The organism is Georgenia daeguensis (assembly GCF_039537705.1).
Lineage (GTDB): Bacteria > Actinomycetota > Actinomycetes > Actinomycetales > Actinomycetaceae > Georgenia > Georgenia daeguensis.
On record NZ_BAABBA010000008.1, the window covers coordinates 21,085 to 35,544 of the forward strand.

The 14,460-nt window shown below is 74.1% G+C and carries 13 protein-coding genes; 4 read left to right on the forward strand and 9 right to left on the reverse strand.

Annotated features, from left to right (window positions below; genetic code table 11):
* From ABD774_RS09470 to ABD774_RS09480, 3 genes are read right to left on the reverse strand one after another with little or no spacing between them, the layout of a single operon-like run.
* On the reverse strand, positions 1-1,026 hold the full coding sequence (locus ABD774_RS09470; protein ID WP_345040264.1) for a PHP domain-containing protein: 1,026 nt from the start codon (positions 1,024-1,026) through the stop codon (positions 1-3).
* 10 nt (positions 1,027-1,036) lie between these two features.
* The gene (locus ABD774_RS09475) at positions 1,037-2,074 is read right to left on the reverse strand and encodes an asparaginase (protein WP_345040266.1); all 1,038 of its coding nucleotides are present in this window, start codon (positions 2,072-2,074) and stop codon (positions 1,037-1,039) included.
* Positions 2,062-3,381, reverse strand: coding sequence for an MFS transporter (locus ABD774_RS09480; RefSeq protein WP_345040268.1), 1,320 nt, complete (start codon positions 3,379-3,381; stop codon positions 2,062-2,064). The genes ABD774_RS09475 and ABD774_RS09480 overlap by 13 nt, the downstream gene beginning before the upstream one ends.
* Before the next feature lie 48 nt (positions 3,382-3,429).
* On the opposite strand from ABD774_RS09480, the gene ABD774_RS09485 reads away from it, so the two are divergent.
* Positions 3,430-3,861, forward strand: coding sequence for a MerR family transcriptional regulator (locus ABD774_RS09485; RefSeq protein WP_345040270.1), 432 nt, complete (start codon positions 3,430-3,432; stop codon positions 3,859-3,861).
* On the opposite strand, the gene ABD774_RS09490 is transcribed toward ABD774_RS09485, so the two are convergent.
* The gene (locus ABD774_RS09490) at positions 3,816-4,430 is read right to left on the reverse strand and encodes a dihydrofolate reductase family protein (protein ID WP_345040273.1); all 615 of its coding nucleotides are present in this window, start codon (positions 4,428-4,430) and stop codon (positions 3,816-3,818) included. The two genes, ABD774_RS09485 and ABD774_RS09490, sit on opposite strands and share 46 nt — an antisense overlap.
* A gap of 191 nt (positions 4,431-4,621) precedes the next feature.
* On the opposite strand from ABD774_RS09490, the gene ABD774_RS09495 reads away from it, so the two are divergent.
* A complete protein-coding gene (locus tag ABD774_RS09495) occupies positions 4,622-5,131 on the forward strand; it encodes a hypothetical protein (protein WP_345040275.1) in 510 nt (169 codons plus the stop codon).
* A 106-nt stretch (positions 5,132-5,237) separates the two neighbouring features.
* On the opposite strand, the gene ABD774_RS09500 is transcribed toward ABD774_RS09495, so the two are convergent.
* Complete coding sequence (locus ABD774_RS09500) at positions 5,238-5,684, reverse strand: hypothetical protein (RefSeq protein ID WP_345040277.1); 447 nt, start codon at positions 5,682-5,684, stop codon at positions 5,238-5,240.
* Between the two features lie 204 nt (positions 5,685-5,888).
* On the opposite strand from ABD774_RS09500, the gene ABD774_RS09505 reads away from it, so the two are divergent.
* Complete coding sequence (locus ABD774_RS09505) at positions 5,889-6,848, forward strand: MsnO8 family LLM class oxidoreductase (RefSeq protein ID WP_486327293.1); 960 nt, start codon at positions 5,889-5,891, stop codon at positions 6,846-6,848.
* A 207-nt stretch (positions 6,849-7,055) separates the two neighbouring features.
* The gene (locus tag ABD774_RS09510) at positions 7,056-7,898 is read left to right on the forward strand and encodes an SRPBCC family protein (RefSeq protein WP_345040281.1); all 843 of its coding nucleotides are present in this window, start codon (positions 7,056-7,058) and stop codon (positions 7,896-7,898) included.
* A gap of 35 nt (positions 7,899-7,933) precedes the next feature.
* Here the strand turns inward: ABD774_RS09510 and ABD774_RS09515 are convergent, their stop codons facing one another.
* From ABD774_RS09515 to ABD774_RS09530, 4 genes are read right to left on the reverse strand one after another with little or no spacing between them, the layout of a single operon-like run.
* The gene (locus tag ABD774_RS09515; protein WP_345040284.1) at positions 7,934-9,412 is read right to left on the reverse strand and encodes an 8-oxoguanine deaminase; all 1,479 of its coding nucleotides are present in this window, start codon (positions 9,410-9,412) and stop codon (positions 7,934-7,936) included.
* A complete protein-coding gene (gene xdhC, locus ABD774_RS09520) occupies positions 9,412-10,320 on the reverse strand; it encodes a xanthine dehydrogenase accessory protein XdhC (RefSeq protein ID WP_345040286.1) in 909 nt (302 codons plus the stop codon). Before xdhC ends, ABD774_RS09515 begins: the two co-directional genes overlap by 1 nt.
* Complete coding sequence (xdhB, locus tag ABD774_RS09525; RefSeq protein ID WP_345040288.1) at positions 10,320-12,836, reverse strand: xanthine dehydrogenase molybdopterin binding subunit; 2,517 nt, start codon at positions 12,834-12,836, stop codon at positions 10,320-10,322. The genes xdhC and xdhB overlap by 1 nt, the downstream gene beginning before the upstream one ends.
* On the reverse strand, positions 12,833-14,344 hold the full coding sequence (locus tag ABD774_RS09530; protein WP_345040290.1) for a xanthine dehydrogenase small subunit: 1,512 nt from the start codon (positions 14,342-14,344) through the stop codon (positions 12,833-12,835). Before ABD774_RS09530 ends, xdhB begins: the two co-directional genes overlap by 4 nt.
* Positions 14,345-14,460: the final 116 nt, after the last annotated feature.

Consider the following 14,460-nt stretch of genomic DNA (forward strand, 5'->3'; position numbering starts at 1 on the left):
TCATGCGCTGCCGTGCCGCCCGGTCCACGCGAGCAGCTCCTCGAGCGGCCGGGCGTTGACGATGCGCTCACGGGTGAGCCCGAGCTCCTGGGCACGCTGGCTCCCGAGGTCCAGGAAGTCGAGCTGCCCCGGGGCGTGGGCGTCGGTGTCGATCGAGAAGAGGCAGCCGGTCTCCTCGGCGAGCCGGAGCAGCCGGGTGGGCGGGTCGCGCCGCTCCGGCCGGGAGTTGATCTCCACGGCGACGCCGGAGCGCCGGCACGCCTCGAAGACCGCCTCGGCGTCGAAGCGGGACTCCGGCCGGGTGCCCCGGCCGCCGGTGATGAGGCGGCCCGTGCAGTGGCCGAGGACGTCCACGTGCGGGTTCGACACCGCGGCGACCATGCGCCGCGTCATCGCGGGCGCGTCCATCCGCAGCTTCGAGTGCACGCTCGCCACCACGACGTCGAGCCGGCCGAGCAGCTCCTCCTCCTGGTCCAGGGTGCCGTCGTCGAGGATGTCCACCTCGATGCCGGTGAGGAGGCGGAAGGGCGCGAGCTCGGCGTTGAGGCCCGCGACGACGTCGAGCTGCTCGCGCAGCCGCTCGGGGCTGAGCCCGTTGGCGACGGTGAGGCGCGGCGAGTGGTCGGTCAGGGCGAGGTAGGAGTGGCCCGCGCCGACGGCGGCCTCGGCCATCTCCCTGATCGGGCTGCCGCCGTCGGACCAGTCGGAGTGGGAGTGCAGGTCTCCGCGCAGCCAGCCGCGCACGGTCTCCCCGCCGGCGACGAGCGGGAACGGCGCCCGCGCCTCGAGGTCGGCCAGGTAGCCGGGCACCTGGCCGGCGGCGGCCTGGGCGGCCACGGCCGCGGTCTTCGGCCCGACGTCGGCCAGCGCGGTGAGCGTACCCGTGCGCAGCCGCTCGTCGAGCTCGCCCGGCGGCAGGGACTCCAGCCGCCACGCCGCCTTGCGGAACGCCCGGACGCGGTGGTTCTCCGCGAGCTCGCGCTCGAGCAGGAACGCCACACGCTTGAGCGCCGAGACCGGGTCCACGGGCCCGAGGCTACTTCCGGACCGCCGCCTCGGCCCGCCGGGGAACGGCGCCAGCGTCGGCGAGCCAGCGGCGGGTGCGGGTCGCCCAGTCCTCCCCGTCGCGGTCCCGGCCGTCGTCGTCCTGGGTGGCGAGGACGGCCGCGAGCAGGAGACGGGCCTGCCAGTGGGACAGGTCGCCGGCCATGACGGCGCCCGCGGCGGCGAGGTCCGCCCCGCCGCCGGCGTAGAGTCCGGCGACGGCGCCGGAGCCGGTGCGGGAGGTGACCACCACGGGCAGGCCCCGCTCGAGCAGGCGCACGAGCGCCGCGGTCACCGGCGGGGTGGTGTTCCCGGCGCCGAACCCCGCGACGACCAGACCCCGCGCCCCGCCCCGCACGGCGGCCTCGACGTCGGCGGCGTCCACGCCCAGGTACTGCGGCACGACGGCGACCCGTGGCAGGTCGGCCGTCCCGGGCGGCAGGAGCGGACCGGGGATCTCGGGCCGGGCGTGGCGGCGGACCCCGGTCTCGTCCACGTGGCCGATCGGTCCGCGGGTCGGCGCGGCGAAGGCCTCGAGTCCCAGGGTCTTGGTCTTGTGCACCCCGACCGCGGGCAGCACGACGTCCGCGAACGTGATCGTCACGCCGGTGCCCTCGGCCGCCGGGTCGGCAGCCCAGGCCAGTGCCGCGGCGAGGTTGCGCGGGCCGTCGGGGGCGGCGTCGTCGAAGGGCCGCTGGGCGCCGGTCAGCGTCACCGGGGCGGAGGGACCGAGGGTCAGCCCGAGCAGGAAGGCGGTCTCCTCCATCGTGTCGGTGCCGTGGGTGACCACGACGCCGTCGGAGGCGGCGAGGGCCTGGCGCACCGTGCCGGCGAGCCCGAGGACCGCCGGGACGGTCAGGGCGGAGGAGACGAGCCCCTCGACGTCGAGGACGTCCACCTCGCCGTCGAACCCCCATACCCCTCGGGCGCGCTCGAGCAGCTCGGCGCCCGTCGCACCGACGACGCGGCCGGCGCCGGTGGCGCGCGTGGCGATCGTGCCTCCGGTGGCGAGCAGGGTCAGGCGGGGCACGGCTCCTCCGATCTCGGCGCGGGTCTCACGCGGGCGGGCCCCATTATCCGGCCGCGGCGGTCCCGCCGCCCGGCCGCCGCGAGTCCCACGGTCGCAAGCACGGCCAGCGCCGTGGCGAGCGGAGGCAGCTGGCCGAGGGAGAGTCCCTCCACGACGGCGCTCCCGACGGCGGCGCCGAGGGCGATCCCGAGATTGAACGCCACCGGCAGCAGGGTGCCCGCGGTGTCGCGGTGCTCGGCGCCCGCGGTGCGCATCATCGCCGTCTGCACGGCCGGGCCGACGGCGCCGGTGGAGGCGCCCCAGACGGCGAAGAGCACGACGTCGAGGGCGGGGTGCAGGCCCAGGAGCGCCAGGGCCGCGAGACTGGCGGCCACCAGGGCCGCGACGGCGATCCCGGTGCCGTGGGGGTACCGGTCGCCCACCCGCCCCACGAGCACCACGCCGGCCGCGCCGAGCAGCCCGAAGAGCAGCAGCAGCGCGGACGCCGGTACGGCGGTGCCTCGGTCGGCGATCAGCGCCGTGACGAAGGTGAACGCGGCGAAGTGGGCGGCCAGCACCAGCCCGCCGAGGCCGGCGAGGACGACGAGGGGCCGCAGCGGGCGCCGGCCGGCCGGCGTCGGGCCACCGCCGACGGCGGACCGGGGCGCGGGCGCCAGCACGGTCAGCACGGCTGCGGAGGCGAGGAGCGCCAGCACGGTGAGCCCGACGAAGACGGGCCGCCAGCCCCAGAGCGCGGCCACCGCGTTGCCCGCGGGGACGGCCAGCACGGTCCCGAGGGTCCCGCCGCCCAGCACCACCGAGGCGGCACGGGCGATTCGGTGCTCGGGCACGAGGGCTGCCGAGTGGGCGTTGACGGTGGCCCACAGCAGCCCGGTGGCCCCGGCCGCGACCACGCGAGAGCCCGCGGCCAGGGCGAACGACCCGGCGAGGGCCGTGACGAGGTTCCCGCCGGCGAAGACGGCGAGCGCGACGGCGATGACCCGGCGACGGTCGAACCGTGCGGTCATGCGCACGAGCGGGAAGCTCGCGAGGACGACCGTCGCCGCCCACACGGAGACGAGGAGACCCGCCCGGGCGACGGGCACGTCGAGGTCCGCGGCGAGGTGCGGCAGGACGGCCGTGGGCAGCATCTCGCCGGTGACGACGACGAAGGTCGCCCCGGCGAGGGTGAGCAGGGCCGCCCAGGGCGTCCGGTCCGCCGTCGTGGGAGCGTCTCTGCCGAGGTCCAGTCGCGGATGCTCCCGGCTGCGGCGGCCCCGGTCCGGGACGTCGGTCCGTACTCCGGGTGCGGGCGTTGTCCGGTCCATGCGCCAACGGTAAAGTCTGACATTGATGTCAATGTCAAGGGAGTCGGCATGAAGATCGGCGAGCTGTCCCGCCGGACCGGCGTGGCACCGCGCCTGCTGCGCTACTACGAGCAGCAGGGGCTCATCGCGGCCGCGCGGTCGGAGAACGGGTACCGCAGCTACGGCGAGGAGGACGTCGCCCGGGTGGAACGGGTCGCGCTGCTCGTGCGCTCGGGGGTGCCGACCCGCCTGGTGCGGGCGATCCTCGACCTCGAGGGTGTCCGGGCGCCCGAGTTGGCTGCCGTGTGCACCCGCGACGTGGCGGAGAAGCTGGCGGTGGAGCTGCTCGAGCTGGACGCGCGCATCAGCTGCCTGACACGGAGCCGCGAGACCATCCGCGGCTTCCTCGCTACCACCGAGCACCGTGAGCTGCTGGACGCCTCGGCGCCCACCGCTCAGTCTCCGAAGGAGCCCACCCTGACCTCGCCGGCGAACTCGTAGGTGTTGAAGAACGCGCCCGAGCTGGTGCGCCGGGAGTCCGTCAGCCGCAGCGTCCGGCCGGGCACGCCCTTCTCGAAGAGCCGCTTCCCCTGCCCGAGGACGACGGGGTAGATCCCGACCAGGAGCTCGTCGACGAGGTCGTGGGCCAGGAGTGTCTGCAGGAGGCGGCTGCTGCCCTGGATGAGGATGTCGCCGCCGTCCCCCTTCTTCAGCTCGGCCACCTGCTCGGGCACCCGGTCCGCGATCACGGTGGTGGGCTGCCAGGTCGGCTCGGTCAGCGTGGTGGAGACGACGTACTTCGGCAGGACGTTGAGCTGCGAGGCGATCGGGTCGTCGGGGTCGGTGTGCTCGGGCCAGTACGACGCGAAGATGTCGTAGGTCCGGCGGCCCAGCAGGAACGCGCTCGTGCGCTCGAACACCCGGGTGATGACGTCCCCCATCTCGGGGTCGGCGAACGGGAACTGCCAGCCGCCGTACGGGAAGCCGCCCTCGGTATCCTCCTCGGGACCGCCCGGCGCCTGCATGACACCGTCAAGCGAGACGAAACCTGCCATCACGAGCTTGCGCATGAGTGCTCCTTCGTACTCCGGGGGCGGACAGCTCCGACACGGCGAGTCTGCCGCGCAGGGCGTCCTCGCGCCGTGATCGGTCGGAAGAATGGCCAGAACCTGCCACGGCCGCGATTCGCTGGCGCGCCGGGCGGAAACTGGGTCACACTGGACGCGCTCATCCCTGCCCCCGATGAGGAAGTTGTACAGCTGTGCTCGTGCACATCAACCTGCCCGGCCCGGACGCCGGCGACGTCGTCGACATCGTGAGCTCCGACGGTCACACGCTCACCGCGACCCCGGAAGACGCGGATCTCGTCGTCACCACCGTCCCCACCGCACCTTCGGCAGTGCCGCCCGGCGCAACGATCCTGCAGTTCGGCGGCCCACTCAGGCTGCCCACCGGCACCCATGTGCCCACGCAGGTGCTCGACAACTCTTTCCGCACCACGCCGGCCGCGCAGGTGCTCGGCGTGGACCTCATGGCGAGGGCGACGCTGCTGACCGACCCGCCACGTACCGCGATCGTCGGCGCCGGGCAGACCGACGTCGTCCCGCTCGTGACCAACGCGCACGGCCAGCACCTCGCCCTGCTCTTCCCGCACTCCCGCGGCGGATGGCACTGGTGGGTCCACGAGTCCAGCCTGGACACCCTTCCGTGGATCGACGCGGCCGTCGAGCAGCTGGCGTCGCAGGAGGCGCGGCTGCGGGTCGGCGCCTGAGCCTCCCGCGCCGCGCCGCGCACCGGTCCGCCACGGGAGCAGATCGGTCCGCCAAGGGAGCAGATCGGCTCGAGCCGTCGCACACCGTCGAGAGCAGCACTGACGACTAACCGACGTCGGCCAGCTCGGCGAGGTCCCCCAGCACCGGTACGGTGACGTCCGGCCGCGAGGCGTCACGCACCGCGCGGTCCCCGAGCGGCTCGGCGAGGCGGACCGTCTGGACCATGCTGAACCCTTGGTCGTCGCACGCGGCGTTGAACCGCGTGCCGTGACGCACCACCACCGTCGCTGCGACGACCACCTCGTCGTCGGACTCGGTCACCTCGACGCGGTGCGGGTCCCCGCAGCCCGGACTGCCGCCGACGTACTCGACGATCAGGTCCCGCTGCCCGGCGGCCGGCGCCACGCGCTCGACCGCGGCCGGCCTGATCCGGTCGAACCCGACGATGACGGCGTAGAGCCCGACGGCGACCCCCGCCAGGACGATCCCGGTCACCAGCCACAGGCTCATGGCCCGTACCCGGTCCCGGGCCTCGCCCGTCAACCCACCCATCCGAGCATCGTGACCGGTCCGGGCTGCCTGCGCCAGGGCTTACGGGCCAGGGGCCCGAGAAAGCCGGCGCGGCTCCGGGCCACCCACGCCTGGGCCACCCACGGCTGGGCCACCCGAGGCTGAGCCACGCCTTTGCCACCCACGGCTGAGCCTCGAAATATCGGTCCGACCACCGCCGTTGCTGAGGTGATGCCTCCGATTGACGTGCCTCTGTCCCTGCTGGACCGCTCCCGCACGCGCGCCGGCGAGCCCGACGCCCTCGCGCTGCTGTCGACGATCGAGCGTGCCCGCCTGGCGGAGGAGCTGGGCTACCACCGGTTCTGGGTGGCGGAGCACCACGCCGTGCCCGGCATCGCCAGCGGGAGCCCCGCCGTCCTCGCGGCTGCGGTGGCTGCCCGGACGTCACGGATCCGCGTGGGGTCGGGCGGCGTCATGCTTCCCAATCACGCCCCGCTCGTCGTCGCGGAGCAGTTCGCCGTGCTCGAGAGCCTCCACCCCGGCCGCGTGGACCTGGGCCTCGGGCGCTCGCTCGGCTTCAGCGCCCCCGTGCGCGAGGCGCTCGGCGCTACCGATGCCGACCCAGAGCGGTTTCTCGCGGACGTCGAGGCCGTCCGGGCGTTCCTCGGCGGCCGAGGCCCGGTGACCGCGACACCCCGCGTCGCGGCACCCCCGCCGGTCTTCCTCCTCGCCGGCGGGCGCGGGCTGACACTCGCGGCCCGCGCGGGACTGCCGGTCGCCGTCGGCGGACCCGCGCTCGAGGTCCCCGGGACGCTGGACACCTACCGTCGGCAGGTGCGCGCGGCTGGCGGCGAGCCCTACGTCATCGCCAGCGTGACGGTGATGATCGCCGACAGCGAGGACCGGGCCCGGGAGCTGCTCCTGCCCGAGGCGTGGGCGATGGCGGCGTCCCGAACCACCGGCGCCTTCCCGCCGCTCGAGGACGTCGAGTCGGTGCGGTCCCGCCCGCTGACCCCGAAGCAGCGTTCGACCGTGGAGCATTTCCTCGCCGGTTCGGTCTACGGCACCGCCGGCCAGGTTGCCGAGCGGCTGGGGGAGCTCGTGAGGCGCAGCGGTGTAGACGAGGTGATGGCGACGACGTCCACCTTCGAGCGCGCCGAGCAGTCCCGCGCAGACACCGCGCTCGCCTCGTTGTTCGTCTCCTGATCGTCGCCGGGCTCTCGGCACCTGATGGTCGCCGCGCTGTCCTCACCTCACGATCTGCACCGCCGTCGTCGCCGGACCGCGCCTTCCGCGGCGTGACGCGGCCCCACGAGCAGCGGCCAGGCTCGACGCGCGCCCTCGGGATGGCTGCTCCATGCTGGGGGGACGCGACGGGGTGACGGTCCCCGTCCCCGACCCGAAGCAGGTGCCATGACCACGAAGGTGCACAAGCGGATCCTTGTGAACGTGCCGACCTCTACCGCGTACAACCAGTGGACCCAGTTCGAGGACTTCCCGCGGTTCATGGGCGGGGTCCAGAGCGTCACCCAGCTCTCGGACGACCGTCTGCAGTGGGTGGCCGAGATCGCCGGCGTGAAGCGTCAGTGGGAGGCCCGCATCCTGGAGCAGGTCCCGGACCGGAAGATCGCCTGGGCCGCCACGGAGGGTGCCACCAACGCCGGAACCGTGCTGTTCGAGGACGTCGGCGGCGGCCAGACCTCCGTCACGCTCGAGCTGGAGTACGAGCCCGAAGGCCTCGTCGAGAAGGCCGGCGACATGCTCAACATCGTCGAGAAGCAGGCCGAGGGCGACCTGGAGCGCTTCAAGGCGTTCATCGAGTCCGAGGAGTACGCCACCGGGGCCTGGCGCGGGTCCATCAACCAGGGCGCCGGCGTGGGCACGCCCGGCGTCGAGGCCGCGGCAGCTTCCCGCGGCGACTCCGGCAAGGCGGGCATCTCCGGCAAGGCGGCCGCGGCCGGGGCAGCCGCCGTGGCAGCCGGGGCGGCAGCTGTCGCAGCCGCGAAGAAGAGCGGTGACAAGACGGTGACGACGGACGCCACCGTCTCGCCGTCGACCGAGCCGTACATGGAGTCTCCGACGGAGACGGTCACCCCGGCCCCGAGCGCCACCGCGCCGGGCGCGACCACGGTGGAGTCCGGACCCGTCGAGCTCGTCGACGTCGACGACCCGGCGACGGGCGCCCGCGCCGACAGGGACATCGATCCCCTCACCGGCGAGCGGCTGCGCGACACCACGCGGGACGACCGCATCTGAGGTGATCCTGGGTACCGACGCGGTCGGTCCCAGGATCACACGCCGGCGCGCGACAGCAGCCCGCGCGCCGCGGCCGAGTGATCGGCCACCAGGGCGGGCAGGTCGAGTCCCTCGACCTGCCCGCCCACCACACGCCACCGGCCCGCGACCATCACGCGGTCCGCACGGTCCGCCCCGCACAGCAGCAACGCGGCCAGGAGGTCGTGGCTGCCGGAGAAGCGCAGGTCGTCCAGCCGGAAGAGGGCGAGGTCGGCCTGCCTGCCGACGGCGATCTCCCCGAGGTCGTCGCGTCCCAGCGCCCGGGCCGAGCCGGCCGTCGCCCAGCGCAGCGCCCGCTCGGGCGGAACGTCGGCGCCGTAGCGGAGACGCTGGAGGTAGAGGGCCTGACGCGCCTCGAGGATCAGGTTCGAGCCGTCGTTCGAGGCCGAGCCGTCGACTCCCAGGCCGACCGCCGCGCCGGCGTCCTCGAGCTCCACGGCACGGCAGGTTCCCGACGCCAGGCGCATGTTCGACGTCGGGCAGTGGGCGATCCCCACGCCCGCTGCGCCGAGCCGGGCGATCTCGCCGTCGTCGAAGTGGATGCCGTGGGCGAGCCAGGCACGCGAGCTCAGCCAGCCCACCGACTCGAGGTAGTCGACGGTGCGGAGCCCGAACCTGTCGAGGCAGAACTGCTCCTCGTCGAGGGTCTCGGCGAGGTGGGTGTGCAGCCGGACGTCCAGCTCCTCGGCCAGCACGGCGCTGTCCCGCATCGCCTCGCGGGTGACCGAGAACGGCGAGCACGGGGCGAGGGCGATCTGGACCTGCGCGCCCGGGCCGCGCTCGTGGTAGAGCTCCACGAGGCGCCGGCTGTCGGCGAAGATCGTGTCGAGGTCCTGGACCACGTCCTGGGGCGGCAGGCCGCCGTCGTCCGTCCCGAGGGTCATGGAGCCACGGGTGAGGACGGCACGCATGCCGAGGCGGCGGGCTGCGTCGACCTGGATGTCGATCGCGTCCTCGAGCCCGCCGGGGAAGAGGTAGTGGTGGTCGGCGGCGGTGGTGCAGCCGGAGAGCAGCAGCTCGGCCATGGCCGCGGTGGTGGCGAGCTCGAGGTCGCGCGGGGTCAGTTGCGCCCAGACCGGGTAGAGGTTGACCAGCCAGGGGAACAGCTCGGCGCTGACCACCGGCGTCCACGCGCGGGTGAGGGTCTGGTAGAAGTGGTGGTGAGTGTTGATCAGCCCGGGCAGGACCACGTGCTCTGCTGCGTCCAGCACGGTCTCGCACGGCGCGGCCGGCTGCTCCCCTGCTCCGAGCACCTCGGTGATGCGGTCACCCTCGACGACGACGCCGCCCCGGGCGTCCAGCCCCTCGGCGGCGAGGATGGCGAGCGGGTTCCTGATCCACGTGCGGCCGACGCCGGCCCTGGCCGGGTCGAGCGACGCCGCGCGCCCGGCGTCGCCCGTCTTCGGCACCGCAGGTCCGGCGTCGTCGTCGCCAGTTTCCACCACCGCAGGTCCGGCGTCGTCACCCGTCTCCATCACCGCACGTCCGCCGTCGCCGAAGCGTCAGCCGTGCCGCCGCCCTCGCTCCCGGTGCCGTCGCCCGGCGCGGCCCGCCCGGTGGCCGGCACCCGAGCCGTCCCGACCGGTGCGAGCTCCTGCTCCAGCTGCCGCACCAGGTCTGCCGCGACGCTGAGGGCGATCACCGCGGGGTCCTTGCCACTGAGGCCGGGCAGCCCGATCGGGCAGGTGATCGTGTCGATGGCGGCGTCGTCGTGCCCCGCCTCGCGCAGGCGCTTGCGGAAGCGCGCCCACTTGGCGCGCGAGCCGATCAGGCCGACGTAGGCGAGGTCCCCGCGGTTGAGGGCGGCGTCGCACAGGATGAGGTCCTCGGCGTGGTCGTGGGTCATGACGAGAACGCGGGAGCTGGGGGGCAGGTTCCGCAGCACCACTTCGGGGGCCGGAGCGTGGTGGACGTGGACGTCCGCGGGACCGGCCACCTCGGCCAGGCGCCCGGCGGCGACCTGGTCGGCCCTGCTGTCCACCAGGTGCAGCGAGACGGGCAGGCGCGCGAGGATGCGCGCCAGCTCGAACCCGACGTGGCCGACGCCGAAGACCGCGACGGTGGATCGGGTGCGGAGCGGCTCGAGGAGGACGCTGACCTCACCGCCGCAGCACTGGTTGCCGTGGCGGTTGGTGACATGCTCGTTGAGCGCGAACGTCATGTGCTCGGGGACGTCTGCACCACCGGTCAGCAGCTCACGCGCCCGGTCGACGACGGTGGCCTCGAGGTTTCCGCCGCCGATGCTGTCCCAGGTCCTCTCGGCCGCGACGACCATCTTCGCGCCGGCCTCGCGCGGTGCGTGGCCGCGGACGTCCGTGACGGTGACCAGCACGCCCGGCAGGCCCGCGGCCCGCAGGTGAGCCAGCGCGGCGAGCCAGTCCATCAGGTCCTCGCCACCGGCTCGGGACGGCGGCCGTCCGCATCGGCCGCGCCCGGCGTCCCTGTTCGGGCCGTCTCCTCCGCTCCAGGGGCCGCCGCCCCCGGAGCCGCCGCCCCCGGGGCCGCCGCTCCGCCGTCGTGCCTGGCGGGCAGACCGGTCTTGGACCGGGGCGCCCCCGGGCCGGACCGCTCCGCCGACCGCGCGGCGTCCAGCGCCCAGTAGACCGCCTCGGGGGTGGCCGGGCTGGCGAGCTCGACCACGGTGCCCTCTGGGCCGAAGGCCGCCGCGGCCGCGCGCAGCGCCTCGCGGACGCTGAACGCCAGCATCAGCGGTGGCTCGCCGACCGCCTTCGACCCGTAGACGACCCCGCTCTCGGTGGCCCGCTCGTAGAGGTGCACGTTGAGCTCCTCGGGCATCTCGGAGAAGCTCGGCAGCTTGTAGGTGCTCGCCGCCTGGGTCGCCAGCCGCCCGCGGTGCTCGCCGTCGGAGGTGTCCCAGCGCAGCTCCTCGAGCGTGAGCCAGCCGGCCCCCTGGACGAAGCCACCCTCGATCTGCCCCAGGTCGATGAGCGGGGAGAGCGAGTCGCCGACGTCGTGGACGATGTCGGTGCGCACGAACCGGTACGCGCCGGTGAACCCGTCGACCTCCACCTCGGACACCGCGGCGCCGAACGAGAAGTACTTGAACGGCTCACCCTGCATGCGCGAGGCGTCCCAGTGGATGCCGTCCGTGCGGTAGTACCCGGCGGCGAAGAGCTGGACCCGCTGGGAGTACGCGGCGCCGACGACCTCCTCGAAGGACAGGTCCTGGTCGTGGAAGCCGATGCCGGTGACGCGGCCGTCGACGAAGCGCACGTCGTCCGGGTGGACGTTCAGCTTCCGGGCGGCGACCTCGGCGAGCCGCTCGCGGATCTGGTCGCACGCGTCCTTGATCGCGCCGCCGTTGAGGTCCGCCCCCGAACTGGCCGCCGTGGCGGAGGTGTTGGGCACCTTGTCGGTTCGGGTCGGGGCGAGGCGGACCCGACCCAACGGCAGCCCGAGGGCCGTGGCGGCCACCTGACGCATCTTCGTGTGCAGGCCCTGCCCCATCTCGGTGCCGCCGTGGTTGATGAGGACGGAGCCGTCCTTGTAGACGTGCACGAGCGCGCCGGCCTGGTTGAACGCGGTGAAGTTGAACGAGATCCCGAACTTCACCGGCGTGATCGCGATCCCGCGCTTGAGATGGCGGTGAGCGGCGTTGAACGCGGCGACCTGCTGGCGGCGTGCCTCGAAGTCGGAGCGCTCCACCACCTGGTCCCACACGTCCCGCAGCCGCTCGGCGTGCCGCACCGGCTGGCCGTAGTGGGTGGACTGGCCAGGCTCGTAGAGGTTGCGACGGCGCAGCTCGGCCGGGTCGATCCCGAGGGCCGGGGCGCACCGGCCGAGGATGTCCTCGATCACGAGCATGCCCTGCGGGCCGCCGAAGCCGCGGAACGCCGTCTGGGACGTCTTGTGGGTCTTGCCGATGCGGCCGTGGACCTCGACGTCGGGGATGAAGTAGGCGTTGTCGATGTGGCACAGCGCGCGGGCGAGGACGGGCTCGGACAGGTCGAGGCTCCATCCGCCGTCGGAGGTGATGGTGGCGCGCAGCGCGAGGAGGTGACCGTCGTCGTCGAAACCGACCTCCCAGGTGGCGTGGAAGGGGTGGCGCTTGCCGGTCATCGTCATGTCCTGCGTGCGGTTGAGCCGCATCCGCACCGGACGCCCGCTGAGCACCGCCCCGAGTGCCGCGACGGCGGCGAGGCCGTGGGGCTGCATCTCCTTGCCGCCGAAGCCGCCGCCCATGCGCAGGCACTGGACGGTGACGTCGTGGGCGTGCAGGCCCAGGACGTGCGCGACGATCTCCTGCGTCTCGGTGGGGTGCTGGGTGGAGGACTGGACGAAGACCTGCCCGGACTCGTCCACGTGCGCGAGGGAGGCGTGGGTCTCGAGGTAGAAGTGCTCCTGCCCGCCCATCTCGAACTCGCCGGTGAACCGGTGCGGGGCGGCCGCCAGGGCGGCTGCGGCGTCGCCGCGCGCGACCGTGGGCTGGTTGCCCTGGAAGCTCTGGGCGGCGATCGCCTCGGTGAGCGTGAGGATCGAGGGCAGCGGCTCGTACTCGACCTCGACGGCCGCGGCGCCGAGGCGTGCGGCCTCGAGGGTCTCGCCGAGCACCCAGCACACGGCGTGGCCGTAGTACATGACCTCGTCGGGGAAGAGCGGCTCGTCGTGCTTGGTCCCGGCGTCGTTGGTGCCGGGGACGTCCTCCGCGGTGAGCACGCGGACCACGCCCGGCACCGTCATGGCCGGGGCGGTGCGCAGGGCGGTGACGCGGGCGTGCGCGTGAGGCGCCTGGACCGGCCATAGGTGGAGGACCCGGGCGCCGCGGAACACCAGGTCATCGGTGTACAGGGCGGTTCCCGTGACGTGGAGGGCGGCGCTCTCGTGGGCGACGGTCTCCCCGACGCTGGGGTTGACCGGGCGGTCGGCGAGGGATCTCATCGGGAAACCTCCAGGCTCTCGGCCGGCTGGGTCTGGGCGAAGAACCGCAGGAGCGACTGCTCGAGCATCGCCCGGCGGTAGCGCGCGCTGGCGCGATGGTCGTCGAGCGGAGTGCCCTCCCCCGCCATGACCTCCGCGGCCGCGACGGCGGTGTCGGCGGTCCACGGCCGCCCGCGCAGGGCTTCCTCGGTGGCGCGGGCGCGTACCGGGGTGGCGGCGACCCCACCAAGCCCGATCCGCACGTCCTCGACCGTGCCGTCCTCGACGCGGGCGGCGATCGCGACGGCGACCGAGGAGATGTCGTCGAAACGGCGCTTGGCGATCTTGTGGAAGGCGGTCGCGCGGGCCAGCGGCAGGGGGATCCGCACGGCCCGGATGATCTCCCCCGGCTCGCGCACGGAGGTGCGGTAGCCCGTGAAGTAGTCGGCGAGCGGGACCTCGCGCTCGCCGTCGCGCGAGGCGAGCACGAGGGCCGCGTCGAGGGCGAGGAGGACGGGGGCGGCGTCGCCGATCGGTGACGCGGTGCCGAGGTTTCCGCCCAGGGTCGCGGCGTTGCGGATCAGGCGGGAGGCGAACTGCGGGAAGAGCGCCGCCAGCAGCGGCACGCGGCCGTCCAGGGCGGACTCGATCTCGGAGAGCGTCAGGGCGGCGCCAAGCTCGATGCTGTCCGCGCTCGTCCGCAGCGTGCGCAGCGGCGCCAGGCGGTCGACGGCGAGGACGAGGCGCGGGCGCGTGTGGCGGATGTTCCGCTCCACGCCGGCGTCCGTCGCGCCCGCGACCAGGACGGCATCGGGGTGCTGGTCGAGCTCGTCGAAGAGCTCCTCCAGGCTGCCGGGCCGGACGAACTCTCCTGCGCCGGTGCGCAGCCGGGTGTGGCGGGGCGCGGGGGCCGGTGCATGGCGGCGGCCGGCCAGCGGGTCGGTCTCCTCCGGTGCGCCGAGCGCGTAGGCGGCGTCCCGGATCGGCCGGTAACCGGTGCAGCGGCACAGGTTGCCGCTCAGGGCGTGCAGGTCGAAGCCGTTGGGCCCCACCTCGTGGTCGGCAGCGTGATCCTCGCCGGTCGCGCCGGTGCCCGTCTCCTCGGGCGCGCTCGCTTCTGCGCGGCTCCGGCCGGGGCGGTAGTACTCGGCCGCCATGGCGCAGACGAACCCGGGCGTGCAGTAACCGCACTGCGAGCCACCCCGCTGGGCCATCTCCCGCTGGACGGGGTGGAGGTCCTCGACGGCGCAGGCGCCGGGGGCGGTGCCGAGCCCCTCCGCGGTGAGGACCTCCTGGCCGTCGAACGCCAGCGCCGGCGGGAGGCAGGCGTTCACCGCGGTCCACGTGGCGCCCTCCGGCCCGTCAGGCCGGGCGACCAGGACGGCGCAGGCGCCGCACTCCCCCTCGGCGCACCCCTCCTTGGCGCCGGTCAGTCCCTGCCCACGAAGCCAGTCCAGCAGGCTTGTGTGCGGGCCAGCCCCGTCGGCGTTCCGGACCTGGCCGTTGACGGTGACCTGGATGGGCTCCATCGCTCACGCTCCTCGACCCGCCAGCAGCGGCGGGTTCAGGTCATGGCATGGTTTCTCGCGCGTTCCGTGGTCGCAGGTTATCCATGCCGAAACAACGCCCACGGTGTGACCAGGAC